Below are 17774 nucleotides of genomic sequence, written 5' to 3' on the forward strand. Positions count from 1 at the left end.
GGACCAAAACAAAGACAGATGCGCCAATTTCAGCGCTTCCGCCTGCCATTCATGCTTCCGATGCCTCTGTCTTTCCAGAGCGTCTCACCGTCTCTCCGATGTGTCCCCAGCACCTCACCAGCGCCGGTGAAGGGCGTTCTAAGCAAAGCGCACGGCCACCGCAAGAGAAAAAATCGGGAATCCGCAAAAAATCGCAGAAAGCGCTTAAGTGGAATTTTTATGATTATATATCAACGTTTTATAACACAGCGGCACGCACCTTTTCAGCCAAAAACCACCGCCCGGTGTGGTTCGGGCAGGGGAATCGGCGTTGCGTGTCTGATGTGGAAATGAACTGGCCACCAGATATAGTGGATGAACGGAATCGGACCACAAATCGCCACACCCTCACGCGACTCGATTCCGGGTCGGCAAACCGACCAACAGCACCTTCGCCGAACCAAAAACTCAGCGCAGGCTGTCAATCTGGGCGTCGATCTTGTCCAGTTGTTCCTGTTTCTCCGCATCACTTAGGAAAGATCCCGCAAAGGAATTGCGGGCGAGTTTGACAATCTCGCCTTCGGACAGCGACAGATGCTCCTGTACCGCGCGATAATTGTCGTTCAGATACCCACCGAAGTAAGAGGGGTCATCGGAATTCACGGTAACGAGCAGACCGGCATCGAGCGCCTTCTTGACCGGGCTGGCCGCGAGGTTTGGAATGCCCTTCAGACGCCAGTTCGAGATCGGGCACATGGTCAGCGGCGTCTGTTGGTCCGCAAGACGCCGGATCAGAGCCGGGTCGTCGAATGCGCGGTTGCCGTGATCGACCCGCTCCACCTTCAAACTATCCAGCGCACCGCGCACATAGTCGGCATCGCCTTCCTCACCCGCATGGGCGACGGGCACAAAGCCTTCGTCGCGGGCGGTCGCAAAAACCCGTTCGAACTTCTCGGGCGGATGTCCACGTTCGGAGCTATCCAGCCCGACCCCGAAGATATGGTCTTTGTGTTTGCAGGCGCAGTCCAGCGCCTCGAAGGCCTGCTCCTCGGGCAGGTGGCGCAGGAAACACATGATGAGCTTCGAGGTGATGCCAAATTCGCGCCTGGCCTGCTCCAGCGCCGAAGTGATACCCGCGACCATGGTTTCAAAGGCAACGCCGCGCTCGGTGTGGGCCTGTGGGTCGAAAAACATCTCGACATGGGTCAGCCCGTCCTGCTGCACCCGCATCAGATAGGCCCAGGTCAGATCGTGGAAATCACGCTCGGTGATCAGAACCGACATTCCCAAGTAATAGATGTCGAGGAAATCCTGCAGGCAATCGAACTGATAGGCGTTGCGCACATCCTCGACCGTTTCATACGGCAAGCTGACCTTGTTGCGCTTGGCCAGTTCCAGCATCAACTCAGGCTCCAGCGTGCCCTCGATATGCAGATGTAGCTCCGCTTTCGGCAAGGTGTCGATCAGGGCGTTGATTAGGTCGGTCATCCGGACCTCCGGGCAAATTGGGATTTGTTCAAGGATGAGTCCTCTGCCGCCGCCGGGCAAGGGCTGCGGAGGCCATTTGGGCAAATATTCATCCTGGCGTCACAGCAAACTTGCGATAATCCGGCGTCGCTGACATCTTCGCGGCGACGCAAGGCGATGTGTGCTGGCGCAGATCGCGAGAAGAAAGAGAGACGGCATGAAGGTAAGAATGGCGCTGCTTGGCGCAGGACGCATCGGCAAGGTCCACGCCAAAGCAATTTCGGGCAATCGCGACGCGGTGCTGGTCTCGGTCTCGGATCCGTTTGCGGAAGCGGCCGGTGCGGTGGCCGCCGAGTTCGGCTGCGATCTGCGCAGTATTGACGAGGTCGAAGCCTCGGAGGACGTGGATGCCGTCGTCATCTGCACACCAACTAACACCCATGCCGATCTGATCGAACGGTTCGCCCGTGCTGGCAAGGCGATTTTCTGCGAAAAGCCAATCGATCTGGATATCGCCCGCGTGCGCGCCTGCCTTGCCAGTGTGGATGAGACCGGCGCAAAGCTGATGCTGGGCTTCAACCGCCGCTTCGACCCGCATTTCGCTGCGGTCAAGGCAGCGATTGCCGAAGGTCGCATTGGCGCGGTGGAACAGGTCACGATCACCTCGCGCGATCCCGGCCTGCCGCCGATGGAGTATATCGACGTCTCGGGCGGTATTTTCCGGGATATGACCATTCATGATTTCGACATCGCCCGCTTCTTGCTGGATGAAGAGGTTGAGACGGTTCAGGCGACGGGTTCGGTGCTGGTCGATCCCGAGGTTGCCGATCATGGTGACTTCGATACCGCCATGGTCATGCTGCGCACCGCCAGCGGCAAGCAATGCACGATCCTGAATTCCCGCCGCGCGGTCTATGGCTATGATCAGCGGATCGAGGTGCATGGCGCAACAGGGATGATCGCCGCCGAGAACCAGCGCCCGGTCTCGATCGAGATCGCCACTGGCGCAGGCTATACCCGCCCGCCGCTGCATGATTTCTTCATGACCCGCTATACCGAAGCCTATGCCGCAGAAATCGCGGGCTTCATCGCGACAATCCGCGATGGCGCGCCCGTCTCACCCTCAGGCGAGGACGGCCTCAAAGCGTTGGCGCTGGCCGAAGCTGCGCTGAAATCCGTGGCCGAGGGGCGCAGCGTTCAGGTCTCCGAAATCATTTAAGGCCTCCAATGGGAGATACATCTTGAAAAGCGATTTGCTGCGAAAGCCCTCCGGGACCAAGGGCAAGGTACATGACATCACCTCCGAAAGCGCGCGCGGCCCGCAGAGCCCCGATTGGGCCTATGTGGGATTTGGCCTCTATCACCTGAAGGCGGGTGAAACCGTGTCCGAGGCGACCGGAGACCGAGAGGCCATTCTGGTGCTGGTCGAAGGCAAGGCGCGGATCGCCTGCGACAGTCTCGATTTCGGCGAGATGGGCGACCGGATGAACGTGTTTGAGAAAACCCCGCCTCATTGCGCCTATATCCCCGATGGCAATCACTGGACTGCCATGGCGACAAGTGAGTGCGTGCTGGCGGTGTGCACCGCGCCGGGCCACGGCACCCACCCGGCGCAGCGGCTCGGTCCCGAGGGCATCACCCTGACACCGCGCGGCAAAGGCCAGAACACCCGCCATATCAACAACATCGCGATGGAGGACCGCGACGTCGCAGGCAGCCTGCTGGTGACCGAGGTGTTCACGCCGGATGGCAACTGGTCCAGCTATCCCTGCCACCGCCATGACGAAGACAACTTTCCCGACTTGACCTATCTGGAAGAGACCTACTACCACCGCCTCAACCCCGGTCAGGGGTTCGGCATCCAGCGCGTCTATACCGAAGATGGATCACTGGACGAGACCATGGCGGTCAAGGATGGCGATGTGGTTCTGGTGCCCAAAGGGCACCACCCCTGCGGCGCGCCTTACGGCTATGAGATGTATTACCTGAACGTGATGGCCGGACCGCTGCGTAAATGGCGGTTCAAGAATGATCCCGACCACGACTGGATCGCGCAACGTGATGCCTGACGCTGGCGACTGGCAATTGCTTCATCGCAGCCAGCGATAGGCTGTCATTCGCTGTTGCGGTCGTCGAGCTCGTTCAGCAGATCCAGCAGCGTCTCGTATTTCTCGGGGCCCAACCGCGCGCGCGTGGCCTCAAGCAATGCGATACTCTTGTCGAGATTGTCATTGATGATCTTTTCGCCCGCAGTTGTAACCCCCACGATCTGACGACGCCGGTCGGTTTGATCGGTTTCGCGCTCAATCAACCCCTTGTTTTCGAGGTTTTGCAAAATGCGCGTCAGGCTGGGCAGCAGCAGGCAGGCTTTGTCGGCAATCCGGGTGGGGTCCTGCGGGCCATCCTCTTTCAGCACGCGCAGCACGCGCCATTGCTGTTCGGTGATCCCCACATCAGCCAGCATCGCACGCACCGGGCCCATCACCTGCTCGCGCGCGCGCAGCAGCGCGATGGGAAGAGAGCGGGAGGTACGTGGCAAAGTCCTGGTCATATCCCACTGTCACCCAAAGCGTCGCAGGCTGCAACCGCAGAGGGGTAAGCATATGACGGTTAAATGACAAATCGCTTGCAATCCTGGCATCAGATCGCGTTTTGTCGGGGCGCTTGGGGCTAAGGGAGACAGGATAATGCCAGCACCGAAAAACACGTTCAAGCAGGCTCTGAAACAGGGCAAACGTCAGATTGGCTGCTGGCTTAGCTTTGCCGAGGAGGTGACGGCAGAGGTGATGGGAACGGCCGGGTTCGACTGGCTGGTGATCGATGGCGAACACGCCGCCAACGATATCCGCTCGATCCGCGCCCAGCTGATGGCGCTGGAGGCCAGCGCGTCGCATCCGGTGGTGCGGGTGCCCATCGGCGAGACCTGGATTATCAAGCAGGTGTTGGATGCTGGGGCGCAAACCGTGCTGGTCCCCATGGTCGACAGCGCCGAACAGGCACGCGAACTGGTTCGCGCCGTGACCTATCCGCCAAGCGGCACGCGCGGCGTTGGCGCCGCCGCCGCCCGCGCGACCCGGTACGGCGAGATCACCGATTACGTCAAAACCGCCGGGGACGAGATCTGCCTGCTTGTTCAGATCGAGAGCCGCGCGGGTATCGACGCGCTGGATGACATTCTTGCCGTCGACGGCATCGACGGTGTCTTTATCGGCCCGGCGGATCTGTCGACCGATATGGGTCTGCATGGCAACAGCGCCGACCCAGAGGTGCGCGCCGTGATCGCTGACGCCATCTCACGCATCAATGCGTCGGACAAAGCCTCCGGCTGTCTCGGCGTGACCGACGAGGCGGTGCAGGCCTATCTGGATATGGGCACGCAGTTCATGGCGGTGGGGCTCGACGTGGTTCTGCTAGCACAGGCGGCGCGCGCGAAGGCGCAGCAATGGCTCAGTTGATCGCAGATTTGATCTGCTCGGCGGCGCGCGCATAACCACCCGAGGCACCGTCGACCAGATGGATATGATCGTCACGGACCACCGAGGGCACGAAACAGGTGGTCATCGCTTCGTCCTGCTCGAACAAGCCAAAGCGCAGGATGCCCTCGCCTTCGGCCGCTTCAAGGATCTGGCGCAAGCGTTCCACCGTTGCGGCATCACAATCCAGCGTCATCTTCAGCCCGTCATCGAATTTTCTGAAATCAGCGTTGTTGGTGACCATATTGGCGTAATGGGCCGGGTCGAACTCCCCGGCTTTCACACCGGTCTTGAAAAAGAACCACGCGATCAGATTGCCTACCAGAAGCTCCGCCTTGCGCCGCAGCAGCGACCTGTCCCCGCGCGAGACATGCGCCTCAAGCGCCAGGCCCGGCGGCGGCCAGCGCACGCCGGGGCCGCCCAGCGGAAGAGGATGCCCTCCACGGCTGAGCGTTTCGACCACCGCCACAATCTGCCGGGTCACGGCGGCGAAATCGCCCGGCGCGGTCTCTGGGCAGGGCTGGATCACAACCGACAGGATCGTACCGTTGCGCGCCGGTGCATTGTTCCAGCGGCAGGACAAGCCGGTCAGGTCCGGTTGCGCGCCGGGATCGGCCAGCGGGATGGCATTGACGCCCTCTTTCATCCGCGCCTCGGCCCAGGACAGGCCGCCGCCCCCAAACATCGCATAATCAACCCCGGTCGAGGCCTGATACCGCGAGACTGCCACGTCCAGCCCCGCCTCTCTGATCTCGCCAATCGGAAACTGGGCTGCCCGTAATTCCAACCCGAACTCCTCTTCCGCCCAGCGCCGCATGACGCCAAGCACGGCACGGCTGGTGTCGGAAAACTCGGGCGGGATGGCAAAGCTCGCCCCGTCGCCGCCAAAGACATAAGGAAAGGCATGCCCGCCCCCGGCATTGATCTGGGACGAGATCACCGCCGCCCCTACCATGTTCACCATCTTATAGCGCCCCTCGGCGATATGGCGGGTCGACCCGACGATATCCGCAGTGCCGATCTGCCAGCCATCGGGCAAAGGGGTATAGTTTGCAGGGTCAGTCAGATCACCAAAGCGGCTGATCAGTGGCAGGTCTGCGAAATAGTCGCTGCTTGAAATGTGCTGATCCATAATCTGAACATACAATCTAAACCAATTGAAACACCCATGGAAAACTGTTGGTGTCTTGAGATATACGGCAAGCCATGCCGTGCGGATCACATTCGAAGCCCAGATAAAGTACGGATACCCGCGCCGCCAAAGGATACATGTCACTGATGCAGGACCTGCGCGTCATCGCCCCAAATCTCAAGCGCAGGCTGTCCGGCGTGACCACAACCGTGATCCGTCTGGTGCCACTGCAAAGCCAATGGATCGGGATCGTCGCAACCGGGCCTGGCCTGCCCCCCGAAGTGCCCCATATCCCGCTGATCAAAGTGCCGTTCCTGTCGCGCAGGCTGGCGCGCGTCTGGCATGCAAGGCGCAATACCGAGATGGTCATGGGGCTGTTTCTGAAACATGTCCTGCGTTGCAATTTCAAACTGCTGTTCACCTCAGCCGCGCAGCGGGATCACTCGGGCTATACCAAATGGCTGATCTCGAAGATGGATGGGCTAATCGCAACCTCACCGCAGGCCGCCTCCTTTCTCGAACGCCCCGCGAGGGTGATTATGCATGGCGTCAATACCGAGCTGTTTCACCCCGCCGAGGACAAAGCCGCGCTGCGCCGCGAGTTGAACCTGCCCGAGGGGCTGCTGATCGGGTGTTTCGGACGGATCAGACCGCAAAAGGGCGTTGATCTGCTGGTGGACGCAGCGGTGGACCTGCTGCCCTCGCGCCCCGACATCCATATTGTCTTTACCGGGCGCGCAACCTCCGAGTTCGAAGCCTTTCAAGCCGAACAGGAGCAGAAGCTGGCCGCAGCAGGTATCGCTGACCGTGTGCGCTTTCTGGGTGAGCGCCCTTGGGACGAGATCGTCAAGACTTACCGCGCGCTCGACCTCTTCGTCGCCCCGGCCCGGCATGAGGGTTTCGGCCTGACCCCGCTTGAGGCGATGGCGTCGGGTGTTCCGGCAGTCGCCTGTCACGATGTCGGGGCCTTTAGCGCCCAGATCATCGATGGCGAAACCGGGCGGCTTGCCGAAAAGGACAACGCAGATGCCCTGACCGAGGCGCTGCGTCACATGATCGACGACCGCGCGGCGCTGGCAAGCGCCGGAATTGCCGCTCGAAAACATGTGGAATCAAACTTCGCCATCGAAGGTGAGGCGCGTGCCATTATCGAGGTTTATCGCGGCCTGCTGGGCCAAACGTGACCACAAACCGGCACAAACGCCACGTGACCTGTCCATTATCCGGCTATTGCCTCTTTTTTCTCGCGATGAACACGGCTATGTAGCCGCGTCCTTAATCCAGGAGACAAGAAGATGGGCTATCGCGTCGTTGTCGTCGGCGCCACGGGTAACGTGGGCCGCGAAATGCTGAACATTCTGGCTGAACGCCAGTTCCCCGTGGACGAACTTGCCGCGCTGGCAAGCCGCCGTTCGCTGGGCACCGAAGTCAGCTTTGGCGACAAGACATTGACAACCCAGGACCTGGCCACTTTCGATTTCACCGGCTGGGACATGGCGCTGTTTGCCGTGGGCTCTTCCGCGACCAAGGATTACGCGCCCAAGGCGGCGGCGGCTGGTTGCGTGGTGATCGATAACTCGTCGCTCTACCGCTATGACCCGGATATTCCGCTGATCGTGCCCGAGTGCAATCCGCAGGCGATCCACGGCTATGCCAAGAAGAACATCATCGCCAACCCCAACTGCTCGACCGCGCAGATGGTGGTGGCGCTGAAGCCGCTGCATGACCGTGCCAAGATCAAGCGCGTGGTTGTCTCGACTTACCAGTCGGTGTCCGGCGCGGGCAAGGATGGCATGGATGAACTTTGGGATCAGACTAAGGCGGTCTACAACCCGACCTCTGAACATCCACCCAAGACCTTCCAAAAGCAGATCGCCTTCAACGTCATTCCCCATATCGACGTCTTCATGGAAGACGGCTCGACCAAGGAAGAATGGAAGATGGTCGCTGAAACCAAGAAGATCGTGGACCCGGCAATCAAGGTCACTGCGACCTGTGTGCGGGTGCCGGTCTTTGTCGGCCATTCGGAATCGGTGAATATCGAGTTCGAGGATTTCCTCGACGAGGACGAAGCCCGCGACATCCTGCGCGAAGCGCCGGGGGTGATGGTGATCGACAAGCGCGAGGCTGGCGGTTACGTCACGCCGGTGGAATGCGTCGGCGATTTCGCGACCTTCATCAGCCGTATCCGGCAAGACTCGACCATTGAGAACGGGCTGAACCTCTGGTGCGTCAGCGACAACCTGCGCAAAGGTGCCGCGCTGAATGCGGTTCAGATCGCCGAATTGCTGGGCCGCGAAGTGCTCAAGAAGGGCTGAACCCCTTAGAATTTAATGTCAATTTGAGACACCGCTCGGTCTAAATCGGATCGGGCGGTGTTTTGTTTTCGTCCCATTGGCCCTCTGCACAGGTGCAACCAGCGGGCGAAGCGAGGGTGAAGCGATTCGGTTTTTTGCCTTAAGCGCGAACAAAAGACCGCGCGAGTCTCAAAATCATGGCGATCTCGCGACCAGATTGCGAACAGAGATAGTTAATTTCCCGTTAAAAGTGTGATTTACCACATTTCCGCCACGAAATTGCACGATTCCGGGCAGATTTCGCCCGAACCATGAGGCCATAGACGACAAAAACCGAACAAAGGAGATGGCGGATGGCTCCCAACGCGCTCTCTCGTAGTACCGGTAAAGTTGCGGCGCGGGTTATGCGCATTGAGAATTCCACAGCAAGTGACAGCCGCCAGCGGCTTCCGGATTTGACACAGTCCGAGCTCGAAAAGCTGTTCAATCAAGCCCACGGGCTGGAGCCCAACAAAAACGCAAAACGCGATGAAACCCCGAGCAGTCCCAAACCGTCCGCGCAAACCCTCACACCGAACCAACCGGACTGAGCCGCAACCAGATCGGGACAGAGCCTGATCAAAGGGGAATTAGACCATGACCAATGTAATCGCCCTCACCGCCACCACATCCACCGCGCCGAAAACATCGCAGCCCCGCCAATCCGACAATATCGTTTCGATCGAAGACTGGCGCAGCCGCCCCCATCCGGTGCGCACCCCAAATGGCGTATTCTTCGTCACCAACATGTGGGGACATTCGGGCGACGCCGCCTGATCCCTTTTCCTCGAACGCTTTTCACATCTTCGCCCCCAGCCAAGGAATGACCATGACACAATCGCTTCTCGAAACCGCCCGCGCCAACCGCCTGTCCGCTCTTGCCCATCTGAAGCGCACCCGCCAGAGCAAGTCCCGCAGCGAGCACATCCTGAGCTTTGCGGAACGGCGCGCCGAGCGTATGCAGCCGCTGGTCTTCACCTCCTGCCGCAGCAAGCCCGCCGAAACGGCTTTGGCGGCCTGACCCCTTACCCCTCGACCAACAGCCCCCGGTGGTGGAAGGCAACCGAAAGGTTGTCTTTCGCTTTTTTAGCGGCACCCTTGCGCATTCCCCTAGTGATTGCAAAGCTCGGCCCGAATTCCAACGAGGTTGAGTCATGCGTTTCGCGATTTCACTGATTGCACTTGTCTGCGCCCTGCCAGCCCAGGCCGATGTCATTCCGGCAACCAGCAAAGTCACCCAGGTGACGATGCATCCCGACAGCGCGACAATCCTGCGCACAGGCAGTGTCGAGATCCCTGCAGGCAGACACCGGCTGGTGTTGCGGGGCGTCCCCAACAGCGCGGCCGCAGAAAGCCTGCGGGTCACCGTCAGCGGCGTGCGCCAGATCGGCACCATCATTCGGGATGACTTCAGCCCGCCCCATGACGCAACCGCGCCCGAGGTGAAGGCCGCCGAGACGCGGATCGAAGAGATCGAACAGCGCGTCCGCAGCGTTCGCGACGACGCGGCGCAGGCCCGCGCGGCGGTGGCAGCGTCGGAGGTTTCGATCGAGTTTCTGCGCAAGCTGGGCGAGAATGAAGGCATGGCCGAGACCGGCGCAGACACCCTGCGCGACATTGCCCGCATGATCCGCGAAGAGGCAGGTGCGGCCAGCCAGGCCGCGCTGGAGGCCGAGATTCGCGCCAGAGAGATCGAAGCGGCATTGAAAGACCTCCATCAAGACCTCGCAGAGGCGCAGCAAGCGCTTGCCGCAATCGCGCTGGAAGATGCAGACAGGCTCTATATCGCGGTCGAGGTCAGCGCGACCGAGCCGGTGACGTCAGACCTGACCATGAGCTATCTGGTCAATTACGAAACCAGTTGGGCCCCGACCTATGATTTCAACCTGATCACCGGCGACGACCCCCGCGTCGAGATCAAGCGCAGCGCGTTGGTGCAGCAGGAGACCGGCGAAAACTGGACCGATGTCACGCTGCACCTGTCGACAACGGACGCCACCGGGCGGATCGACGCCAGAACGCTGCACCCGCGCCTACATCGCATCGAAGAACCCAGACCGGTTCTGAAACAGCGGGAACTTGTGGCCGCAGCGCCAAGAGCGATGGAGGCGGATGCCGGCAGTCTGGCAGAGCCGGTCGTCGAACCGCCTGTCATCGTCGAAGAGGTTAATCTGTGGTCCGAAAGCAATCTGCTCCTCACCTATTCCGAGCCCGTCTCGATCGCCTCTGGCGCGGATGTCCTTAAGCTGCAGTTGGACAGTTTCAGCGAGGAAGCGGATGTTCAGGCTGTGGCGGTGCCGATCTATGATCAAACCGCCTTTCGCGTCGCCCGGATGGTCAATTCCACCGGGCGCGAGTTGATCCCAAGCAGTCATGCGACCCATTATGTGGATGGCCAACTGGTGGGGTTTGAAGCGTTCGAGGGGCTGACCTCTGGCGAGGAAGCCGATATCGGGTTTGGTCCTATCGAGGGGTTGCGGCTGACGCGGGACATTCTGGACCAGAACGAGGGGGATCGGGGCATTCTGACCCGCTCGAACCAGCGCGAGGATCGGGTCGAGATCGAAGTCGAAAACCTCACCGAAGAAGATTGGCCGCTGCGCATTCTCGACCGCGTGCCCTATTCGCAGCAGGAAGATCTGGAAATCCAATGGGTCGCGCGCCCGAAACCTTCCGAGATGAATGTCGACAAACAGCGTGGCATTCTGGCCTGGGATCTGACCCTGGCACCCGGGCAAAGCCAGACCATCCAGCTCGACACCACGCTGAGCTGGCCGGAAGATATGGTTTTACGTTGATTAGGGCCGAAGAAGGGCCGCTATCGAGGCGGCCCTCAATCCCGGTTCAGCGCGGCCAGGGCAGCGAATAGGTCTTCACATTGGTGAAGAACTTCATCGCCTCAATGACACCTTCCTTGACGCCATTGCCGCTGTCCTTGATGCCGCCAAAGGGCGACATCTCGATCCGATAGCCGGGCTGTTCCCAGATGTTACAGGTGCCCACATCCAGCCCGTTGACGAAAGCGATGGCGCGGTTCAGATCATTGGTGCAGACACCCGAGGACAGGCCGAACTCGGTGGAGTTTGAAATCCGCATTACCTCGGCATCATCATCAGGCACGCGCACGATGGGTACGATGGGACCGAAGGTTTCTTCCATCACCAATTCGCTGTCATGGGGCACCTTGTCGACCACGATGGGCGGCAGCAACGCGCCGTCGCGACCAGGGTGATAGAGAATCTCCGCGCCCTCTTTTTCGGCGATATAGACCCGCTTTTCGAACAGTTCTGCCGCCTGCGCATGGATCACGCAGCCCAGTTGCGTATCAGGGTCTTGCGGGTCGCCGAAACGGATCGCCTTGGCCTTTTCCAGCATCAGCGGCACAAAGCGGTCCGCGACGCTTTCCTGCACCAGGATGCGTTTCACGGCGGTACAACGCTGACCGGAATTGCCGGTGGCCCCGGCCACCGCAATCGTGGCGGCCTTGTCCAGATCAGCATCGTTGAGGTCATTTAGCACGATCAGGGGATCATTGCCGCCAAGCTCCAGGGCCTGCCGCTTGTAACCCGCTTTTTCGGCGATGATCTTGCCGACGGGGACCCCGCCGGTGAAGGTGATGATGTCGATATTTTCATTTGTCACCATCTCGTCGCCAATATCCTGCGGCCAGCCGGTCACCACCTGAAACATCTCGGGCGGCAGCCCTGCCTCATAGAGGATATCGGCCAGCGCCAGACAGGTCAGAGGCGTCAGTTCGGTCGGTTTGCAGACCATGCAGTTGTTGGTCGCGATGGAAGGCGCGATCTTGTGGCTGACCATGTTGAGCGGGTGGTTGAACGGCGTGATCGCCGAGATCGACCGCACCGGCTCGCGGGTGGTGAATATCTTGCGGTCCTTGCCATTATGGGTCAGGTCGCAGGAGAAGATCTCGCCATCGTCGTTCATCGCCTGTGCGGCAGCAAATTGATAGACATCCTGCGCGCGCTTGGTCTCGTAGATGGCGTGCTGGTTGCAGATGCCAAGCTCCAGCGTCAGCCATTTGGCCATATAGTCGCGACGCTCGCCAATAAGCTCGCCCGCGCGTTTCAGGATTTCGCTACGCTCATAGCGGCTGAGGGTCGGCTTATAATTCGCCGCGATCTCAAAGGCGCGCCTGGCGTGTTCCGCAGTGCCGGCCGGGACGGTGCCCACCAGTTCATCCGTATAAGGATAGTGCACAGGCACCACATCGTCGGTGAAGACGATTTCACCCCCGATGCGCATACCTTCGTTGCGAATATCAGCCTTTTTCATTGGTCCATCCATCATTCAAAGCGCCGCCGCTGTTGTTGCATAGAAAAACGCATCGAAGTTGCGAAGCTCCGGTTGCGAGGGCAGGTCGATCCTGCGGTTCACGATAAACGGAACTTCCTGCTCGGTCAGCCCACCATGGCTGCGCAGCGGTTCCTTGAGAGCGGCCAAGTCGTGGCGATGTTCCGAAGTGCCGATGCAGATATTCTCGCCCGACACCATGACCAGGTCCCCGATCCGATCGCCGGGCAATTCGAACTGAGCGATGGCCTCTTCCTTGCTCAGCACATGGGTGATGCCATCGGTCGCCTGCAGCTTGGCGATCACATCCGCCCGGTTCGCGCCCTCAGGCAGGTAGGCGGTGGCAAATGAGCCCAGCGCGCCGTGATGCACCACATACGGGTCGGTGATCGGCAGGATGACGCGGGCGGCGTCCTTGCCAAGCCACTGATCCATCAGGTCCTGCACATAGACAACATTGGGCGAGCCATCGGTATGATGTTTCGGCTTCATGCCGTGATCGGCGGTCACGACGATGGCCGCGCCCATGGCGTCGAGCTCGGTCAGGTAGCGATCGAACATCTCGTAGAACGACTTCGCTTCGGCCTCCTCGGGGGCAAATTTGTGCTGCACATAATCGGTCGTGGTCAGATACATCACATCCGGCTGCCAATCCTTCAACAGCTTGACCCCGGCGGCAAAGACGAACTCGGACAGGTCGGCGGAATAGACCTCTGGCTGGGGCAGGCCCAACCACGCGCTGGCCTTGTCCTGCCCGTGCTCGACTGCGGTGGAGCTGTCAGAGCGCTCCGCCGAAAAGCATCTGGCCCGGTCCTCGTCAAACTTCAGCCCGGCCCCCAGCAGCGCGCGCAGCTTATCCTTGGCGGTGACGATGGCGACCTTGGCACCGGCATCATAGAACTGCTTGAACAGGGTCGGTGCGCGCAGGAAGCGGACATCGTTCATCATCACCTCTTCGCCGGTTTCGGGGTCGATCAGGTAATTGCCGCAAATCCCATGCACGCTGGGCGGACGCCCGGTTGCGATGGACAGGTTGTTTGGGTTGGTGAAGGAAGGGATCACCGAATGTGCCAGCCGGTCGGTGCCGGTCTCGCGCATGCGTTTGAGGGTCGGCATCAACCCATCGGCGATAGCCTTGTCCAGATAGTCCGGCTCGCATCCATCCAGACAGATGGCGATGGCGGGCACTCTGGGCATCGGATAGACGCGCTCATTAGCCTCGACGGGGGTGTGCAGGGTCATTTCGGTTCCTTTGTCAGATCAGGCGGCCAGTTTGGCGCGTTCTTTCAGGGCGGCGGCGGGTGGCACGGCGCTGGCCACTCCCATGTCATCAAGTGTCTCTTTGGCGGCCTCGACCACCTGCCGCATCACATGCTCATCCATCTGCCCGATGCAGCCGATACGGAAACTGTCGACCACGGTCAGCTTGCCGGGATAGATGATGAAACCTCTGTCTTTCATCAACTCATAAAACCGGTTGAAGTCAAAACGCGGATCGTCCGGGCAGAAGAAGGTCACGATGATCGGGCTGAGCCAGCGGTCATCCAGGAGGGTCTCGAACCCCAGCGCGCGCATCCCGTCGACAACAACATCGCGGTTCCGGGCATAGCGCGCGCCGCGCCCGGCAACGCCGCCTTCGGCCTCATGGGCCCACAGCGCTTTTAGAAAGGCCGCAACCGCGTGGGTCGGCGGGGTGAAGCGCCACTGGCCGGTCCGCTCCATACACTCCCACTGGTCATATACATCCAGCGCAAGAGAGTGGCTGTTGCCTCGCGCCGCCTCCAATTCAGAGGTGCGGGCAATGACGAAACCGAATCCCGGAACCCCTTCGATGCATTTATTGGCAGAGGAGACCATCGCCTCGTACCGGATGTCCGAGGGTCGCAGCTCAATTGCGCCAAAGGCCGACATGGAATCGATCAGCAGCTTGCGCCCGGCTGCATAAGTTGCCTCGGCGATCTCATCGATCGGGTTCAGGATGCCGCTGGAGGTTTCGCAATGGATCGCAACCACATGGGTGATCGCTGGATCATCACCCAAAAGGTGGGCGACCTCTGCACCGCGCGGTGGCAGGTAATCGCCCTTGTCCAGCACCGTGTAGTCGCGGCCCAGGCAGGTCAACGTCTTGACCGCGCGCTGCCCGTACGCCCCATTGGCCAGAACCAGCGCCTTGCCGTTGCGGGGTAGGAAACTGCCCAGCATCGCCTCAACCGCATAGGTGCCCGAGCCCTGAATGGGAATGCAGTCGAACGCCTCTGCCCCAGGGCCGAGCAGTGCCAGCAACCGGCTGCGCAGGTCGCGGGTCATGGCGCGGAAATCATCGTCCCAACTGCCCCAGTCGCGCAGCATCGCCTCTTTCACTTCATAAGACGTGGTCAGCGGGCCGGGGGTCAGCAGATAGGGTTCGCCCAGCCTCGGTGCCTCGATCCTGCGATGTTGCGAAGTCATGGCCGCGATTCCCGAGCTGATGCGCTGCGAGCATGTTTGCCAAAGCTGGGTCCATATGTGAAATTGAATTAAACGATCAATCCATAGGTAATACTTATGCGCAACTCAACCTCGATTCCGGTGCGGTACAGTCAATTGAAAGCGTTTCATAATGTGGCTCTAACAGGAGGGTTTTCACGCGCAGCCGAGGCGTTGAACCTGACACAGCCAGCGATTTCCGAGCAGGTGCGCAAGCTTGAACAGGATCACGACGTGCTACTGTTTCACCGCGAACGCAAACGCGTCCGCCTGACCGAGGCCGGAGAGCGCCTATTTCACCTGACCCGGCAGTTCTTTGAGGTCGAACAACAGATCGAAGAGGTGATGTCGGAATCCGGCGCTGCCATTGAAGGCGAGCTGCGCATCATCGCGGATTCCGCCCATCACGTCACCGACCTGCTGGGCCGGTTCCGGGCGCGCTATCCGAATGTGACAATCTCCCTGCGCTCGGGCAACACGGCCGACGTGGTCACGCATCTGCGCAGCTACGCAGCCGAGATCGGCGTAGTCGGCGGCTTGCCTCCGGGCCGGGACATGCAGGTGATAGAACTGGCCTCGACCGAGATCACCGCCTTCGCAGCCCTCGATATGGTGCCGCATAAACGCGACCTGACCCTTGCCGACCTGACACAATATCCGCTGATCTTCCGCGAAGCAGGCTCTAAGACGCGCCAAAAGCTCGAAGAACAGGCCGAGGCGCGCGGCCTTCACCTGAAACCCGCCATCACCGCCGAAGGGCGCGAGGCAGTGCGCGAGGTGGTCGCCTCGGGCGCGGGGATCGGTTTTGTCTCGCGGGCGGAATATGTCGAGGATGCCCGCCTGCGTCAAATCCCGCTCAGCGATATCCGGGCCGAGATGAGCGAGGCCATCGTGCATCTTGCCCAGCGCCGCGACGTGCGAGTGATCCGCGCCTTTATGGAGGTGGCCCGTGAGGTACACGGGCCACGCGAGCCTTGATCAGGCCAGCTTCTCGCGCAGGATTTCTCGCAAATCGAAGGCCGCCCGCATCAGGTCGCGGGTATACTCCTGCGTCGGGTTGTCGAAGACCTGCTCAGTCAGCCCCTGTTCGACGACTTCGCCCTCGCGCATGACCATCACGTAATCCGAAAGCGCCCGGACCACCGCCAGATCGTGGCTAATGAAGAGGTAGGACAGCGAGTGTTCCTTCTGCAGCCGCCGCAGTAGCTCGATCACCTGTTTCTGCACGGAACGGTCCAGCGCTGAGGTTGGCTCGTCCAGCACGATCACTTTGGGTCGCAGCACCACGGCGCGTGCAATCGCGATCCGTTGCCGCTGCCCGCCCGAAAACTCATGCGGGAAGCGGTTGCGCATCGAGGCTTCAAGCCCCACATCCTCCAGCGCCTGCGCCGCGCGGTCGGCCCGTTCGCGCTGGGACAGGCCCGGCTCGTGCACCAACAGCCCTTCGGTGATGATCTCGCTGACCGTCATCCGGGGTGAGAGTGAGCCATATGGATCCTGGAACACCATCTGCAGCCCATCGCGATAGGGCTTCATATGGGACCGATCCAAACCGCTGATCTCTTGCCCCAGATAGACCACCCGACCATCCGAGGGCAGCAATTGCAGCAAGGCACGACCAAGCGTAGATTTACCCGAGCCACTTTCGCCCACGATGCCGATGGTCTGTTCCTGGTGCAGGGCGACGTCGATGCCCTTTACGGCGGTGAACTGCGTGTCCTTGCGCAGAAAGCCGCCCGGCGCGCCAAAGGTCACCACAACATCCTTGCCGGACAGCATCACCTCAGCATCCGCATCGGGTGCGTATTTCTCGCCCGAAGGCTCGGCATCCAGCAGCATGCGGGTGTAATCGGTCGCCGGGTTGTGGAAAATCTGCTCGGTTGCACCCTCTTCCTCCAGCTGGCCCTTACGCATGACATAGACCCGGTCGGCGAAGGCTTCGACGATGCCCAGATCATGGGTGATGAACAGAATCGACATGCCCAGCCGGGCTTGAAGCTCGGCCAGCAGATGCAGGATGTCTGCCTGAATGGTCACATCAAGCGCTGTGGTCGGTTCATCCGCAATCAGCAGGTCGGGATCATTGGCCAGCGCCATGGCGATCATCACCCGCTGCCGCTGCCCACCGCTCATCTCATAAGGGTAAGACTTCATCCGCCGCTCGGGATCGGGAATCTGCACCAGTTTGAGCAGTTCAAGCACCCGTGCCCGCGCCTTGGAGCGCGACATGCCGCCATGCACCATCAGCGGCTCACAAAGCTGGTCCTGAATGGTGTAGAGCGGGTCGAGCGAGGTCATCGGCTCCTGAAAGATCATCGATATCTTGGCACCGCGGATCTTGTTAAGCTTCTTGACCGGCAGGTTCAGAATCTCGTCTCCGCGATAGCGCACCGACCCGGTCGCATGCCCGTTCGAGGCCAGAAGCCCCATGGCCGACATCATGATCTGGCTCTTGCCCGACCCGCTTTCGCCCACAACAGCGACCGTCTCGCCGCGCTGGACATGCATCGACACGCCGCGCACCGCCTCGACGGTGCCGTCGGGCGTGTCGAAGTTGACGCGAATATCGTCGATCTCAAGAACGCGGTCTTTATGGATTTCCTTTGCCAT

At 60.5% G+C, this 17774-nt stretch carries 17 protein-coding genes; 10 read left to right on the forward strand and 7 right to left on the reverse strand.

The genetic code is table 11. From position 1 onward, the window contains the following. Positions 1–447 precede the first annotated feature (447 nt). Entirely contained in the window at positions 448–1467 is a 1020-nt protein-coding gene (locus Q5Y75_RS19250; RefSeq protein ID WP_306200617.1) for an adenosine deaminase, read from the reverse strand. A gap of 196 nt (positions 1468–1663) precedes the next feature. Between Q5Y75_RS19250 and iolG the strand changes: the two genes are divergently transcribed. Both iolG and iolB read left to right on the forward strand, forming a co-directional pair. Further along, on the forward strand, positions 1664–2665 hold the full coding sequence (iolG, locus tag Q5Y75_RS19255; RefSeq protein WP_306200619.1) for an inositol 2-dehydrogenase: 1002 nt from the start codon (positions 1664–1666) through the stop codon (positions 2663–2665). Between the two features lie 22 nt (positions 2666–2687). Further along, positions 2688–3515 carry a 5-deoxy-glucuronate isomerase gene (gene iolB, locus Q5Y75_RS19260; RefSeq protein ID WP_306200621.1) on the forward strand — a complete coding sequence of 276 codons (828 nt, stop codon included), beginning with the start codon at positions 2688–2690 and terminating at the stop codon, positions 3513–3515. A gap of 44 nt (positions 3516–3559) precedes the next feature. Here the strand turns inward: iolB and hpaR are convergent, their stop codons facing one another. Further along, a complete protein-coding gene (gene hpaR, locus Q5Y75_RS19265; protein ID WP_306200623.1) occupies positions 3560–3997 on the reverse strand; it encodes a homoprotocatechuate degradation operon regulator HpaR in 438 nt (145 codons plus the stop codon). 136 nt (positions 3998–4133) lie between these two features. On the opposite strand from hpaR, the gene Q5Y75_RS19270 reads away from it, so the two are divergent. Continuing rightward, entirely contained in the window at positions 4134–4901 is a 768-nt protein-coding gene (locus Q5Y75_RS19270) for an HpcH/HpaI aldolase family protein (protein ID WP_306200624.1), read from the forward strand. Here Q5Y75_RS19270 and Q5Y75_RS19275 read toward each other — a convergent pair. Further along, positions 4894–6051 carry a DUF3095 domain-containing protein gene (locus Q5Y75_RS19275; RefSeq protein ID WP_306200626.1) on the reverse strand — a complete coding sequence of 386 codons (1158 nt, stop codon included), beginning with the start codon at positions 6049–6051 and terminating at the stop codon, positions 4894–4896. The two genes, Q5Y75_RS19270 and Q5Y75_RS19275, sit on opposite strands and share 8 nt — an antisense overlap. A gap of 146 nt (positions 6052–6197) precedes the next feature. On the opposite strand from Q5Y75_RS19275, the gene Q5Y75_RS19280 reads away from it, so the two are divergent. The 6 genes from Q5Y75_RS19280 (at position 6198) to Q5Y75_RS19305 (ending at position 11185) form a co-directional block, all read left to right on the forward strand. Next, a complete protein-coding gene (locus Q5Y75_RS19280; protein ID WP_306200907.1) occupies positions 6198–7235 on the forward strand; it encodes a glycosyltransferase family 4 protein in 1038 nt (345 codons plus the stop codon). Between the two features lie 111 nt (positions 7236–7346). Then, on the forward strand, positions 7347–8369 hold the full coding sequence (locus tag Q5Y75_RS19285; protein ID WP_306200629.1) for an aspartate-semialdehyde dehydrogenase: 1023 nt from the start codon (positions 7347–7349) through the stop codon (positions 8367–8369). Positions 8370–8701: 332 nt separating this feature from the next. Then, positions 8702–8938 carry a hypothetical protein gene (locus tag Q5Y75_RS19290; RefSeq protein WP_306200631.1) on the forward strand — a complete coding sequence of 79 codons (237 nt, stop codon included), beginning with the start codon at positions 8702–8704 and terminating at the stop codon, positions 8936–8938. Positions 8939–8984: 46 nt separating this feature from the next. Continuing rightward, entirely contained in the window at positions 8985–9164 is a 180-nt protein-coding gene (locus Q5Y75_RS19295) for a hypothetical protein (RefSeq protein WP_306200633.1), read from the forward strand. Positions 9165–9216: 52 nt separating this feature from the next. After that, a complete protein-coding gene (locus Q5Y75_RS19300; RefSeq protein WP_306200635.1) occupies positions 9217–9408 on the forward strand; it encodes a hypothetical protein in 192 nt (63 codons plus the stop codon). A 133-nt stretch (positions 9409–9541) separates the two neighbouring features. Continuing rightward, positions 9542–11185, forward strand: a complete 1644-nt coding sequence (locus tag Q5Y75_RS19305; RefSeq protein ID WP_306200637.1) for a DUF4139 domain-containing protein — start codon at positions 9542–9544, stop codon at positions 11183–11185. A 46-nt stretch (positions 11186–11231) separates the two neighbouring features. Here Q5Y75_RS19305 and phnY read toward each other — a convergent pair whose 3' ends face one another. Genes phnY through Q5Y75_RS19320 form a run of 3 tightly spaced genes read right to left on the reverse strand, consistent with a single transcriptional unit; the run spans position 11232 to position 15146 of the window. Further along, positions 11232–12680, reverse strand: a complete 1449-nt coding sequence (phnY, locus tag Q5Y75_RS19310) for a phosphonoacetaldehyde dehydrogenase (protein ID WP_306200639.1) — start codon at positions 12678–12680, stop codon at positions 11232–11234. A 15-nt stretch (positions 12681–12695) separates the two neighbouring features. Next, positions 12696–13940, reverse strand: a complete 1245-nt coding sequence (gene phnA / locus Q5Y75_RS19315; RefSeq protein WP_306200641.1) for a phosphonoacetate hydrolase — start codon at positions 13938–13940, stop codon at positions 12696–12698. Between the two features lie 18 nt (positions 13941–13958). Continuing rightward, positions 13959–15146, reverse strand: a complete 1188-nt coding sequence (locus Q5Y75_RS19320; protein ID WP_306200643.1) for a 2-aminoethylphosphonate--pyruvate transaminase — start codon at positions 15144–15146, stop codon at positions 13959–13961. Between the two features lie 96 nt (positions 15147–15242). Between Q5Y75_RS19320 and Q5Y75_RS19325 the strand changes: the two genes are divergently transcribed. Then, a complete protein-coding gene (locus Q5Y75_RS19325) occupies positions 15243–16142 on the forward strand; it encodes a LysR substrate-binding domain-containing protein (protein WP_306200645.1) in 900 nt (299 codons plus the stop codon). Here Q5Y75_RS19325 and Q5Y75_RS19330 read toward each other — a convergent pair whose 3' ends face one another. Continuing rightward, entirely contained in the window at positions 16143–17774 is a 1632-nt protein-coding gene (locus tag Q5Y75_RS19330) for an ABC transporter ATP-binding protein (protein WP_306200647.1), read from the reverse strand.

Source organism: Ruegeria discodermiae, assembly GCF_030758345.1.
Lineage (GTDB): Bacteria > Pseudomonadota > Alphaproteobacteria > Rhodobacterales > Rhodobacteraceae > Ruegeria_C.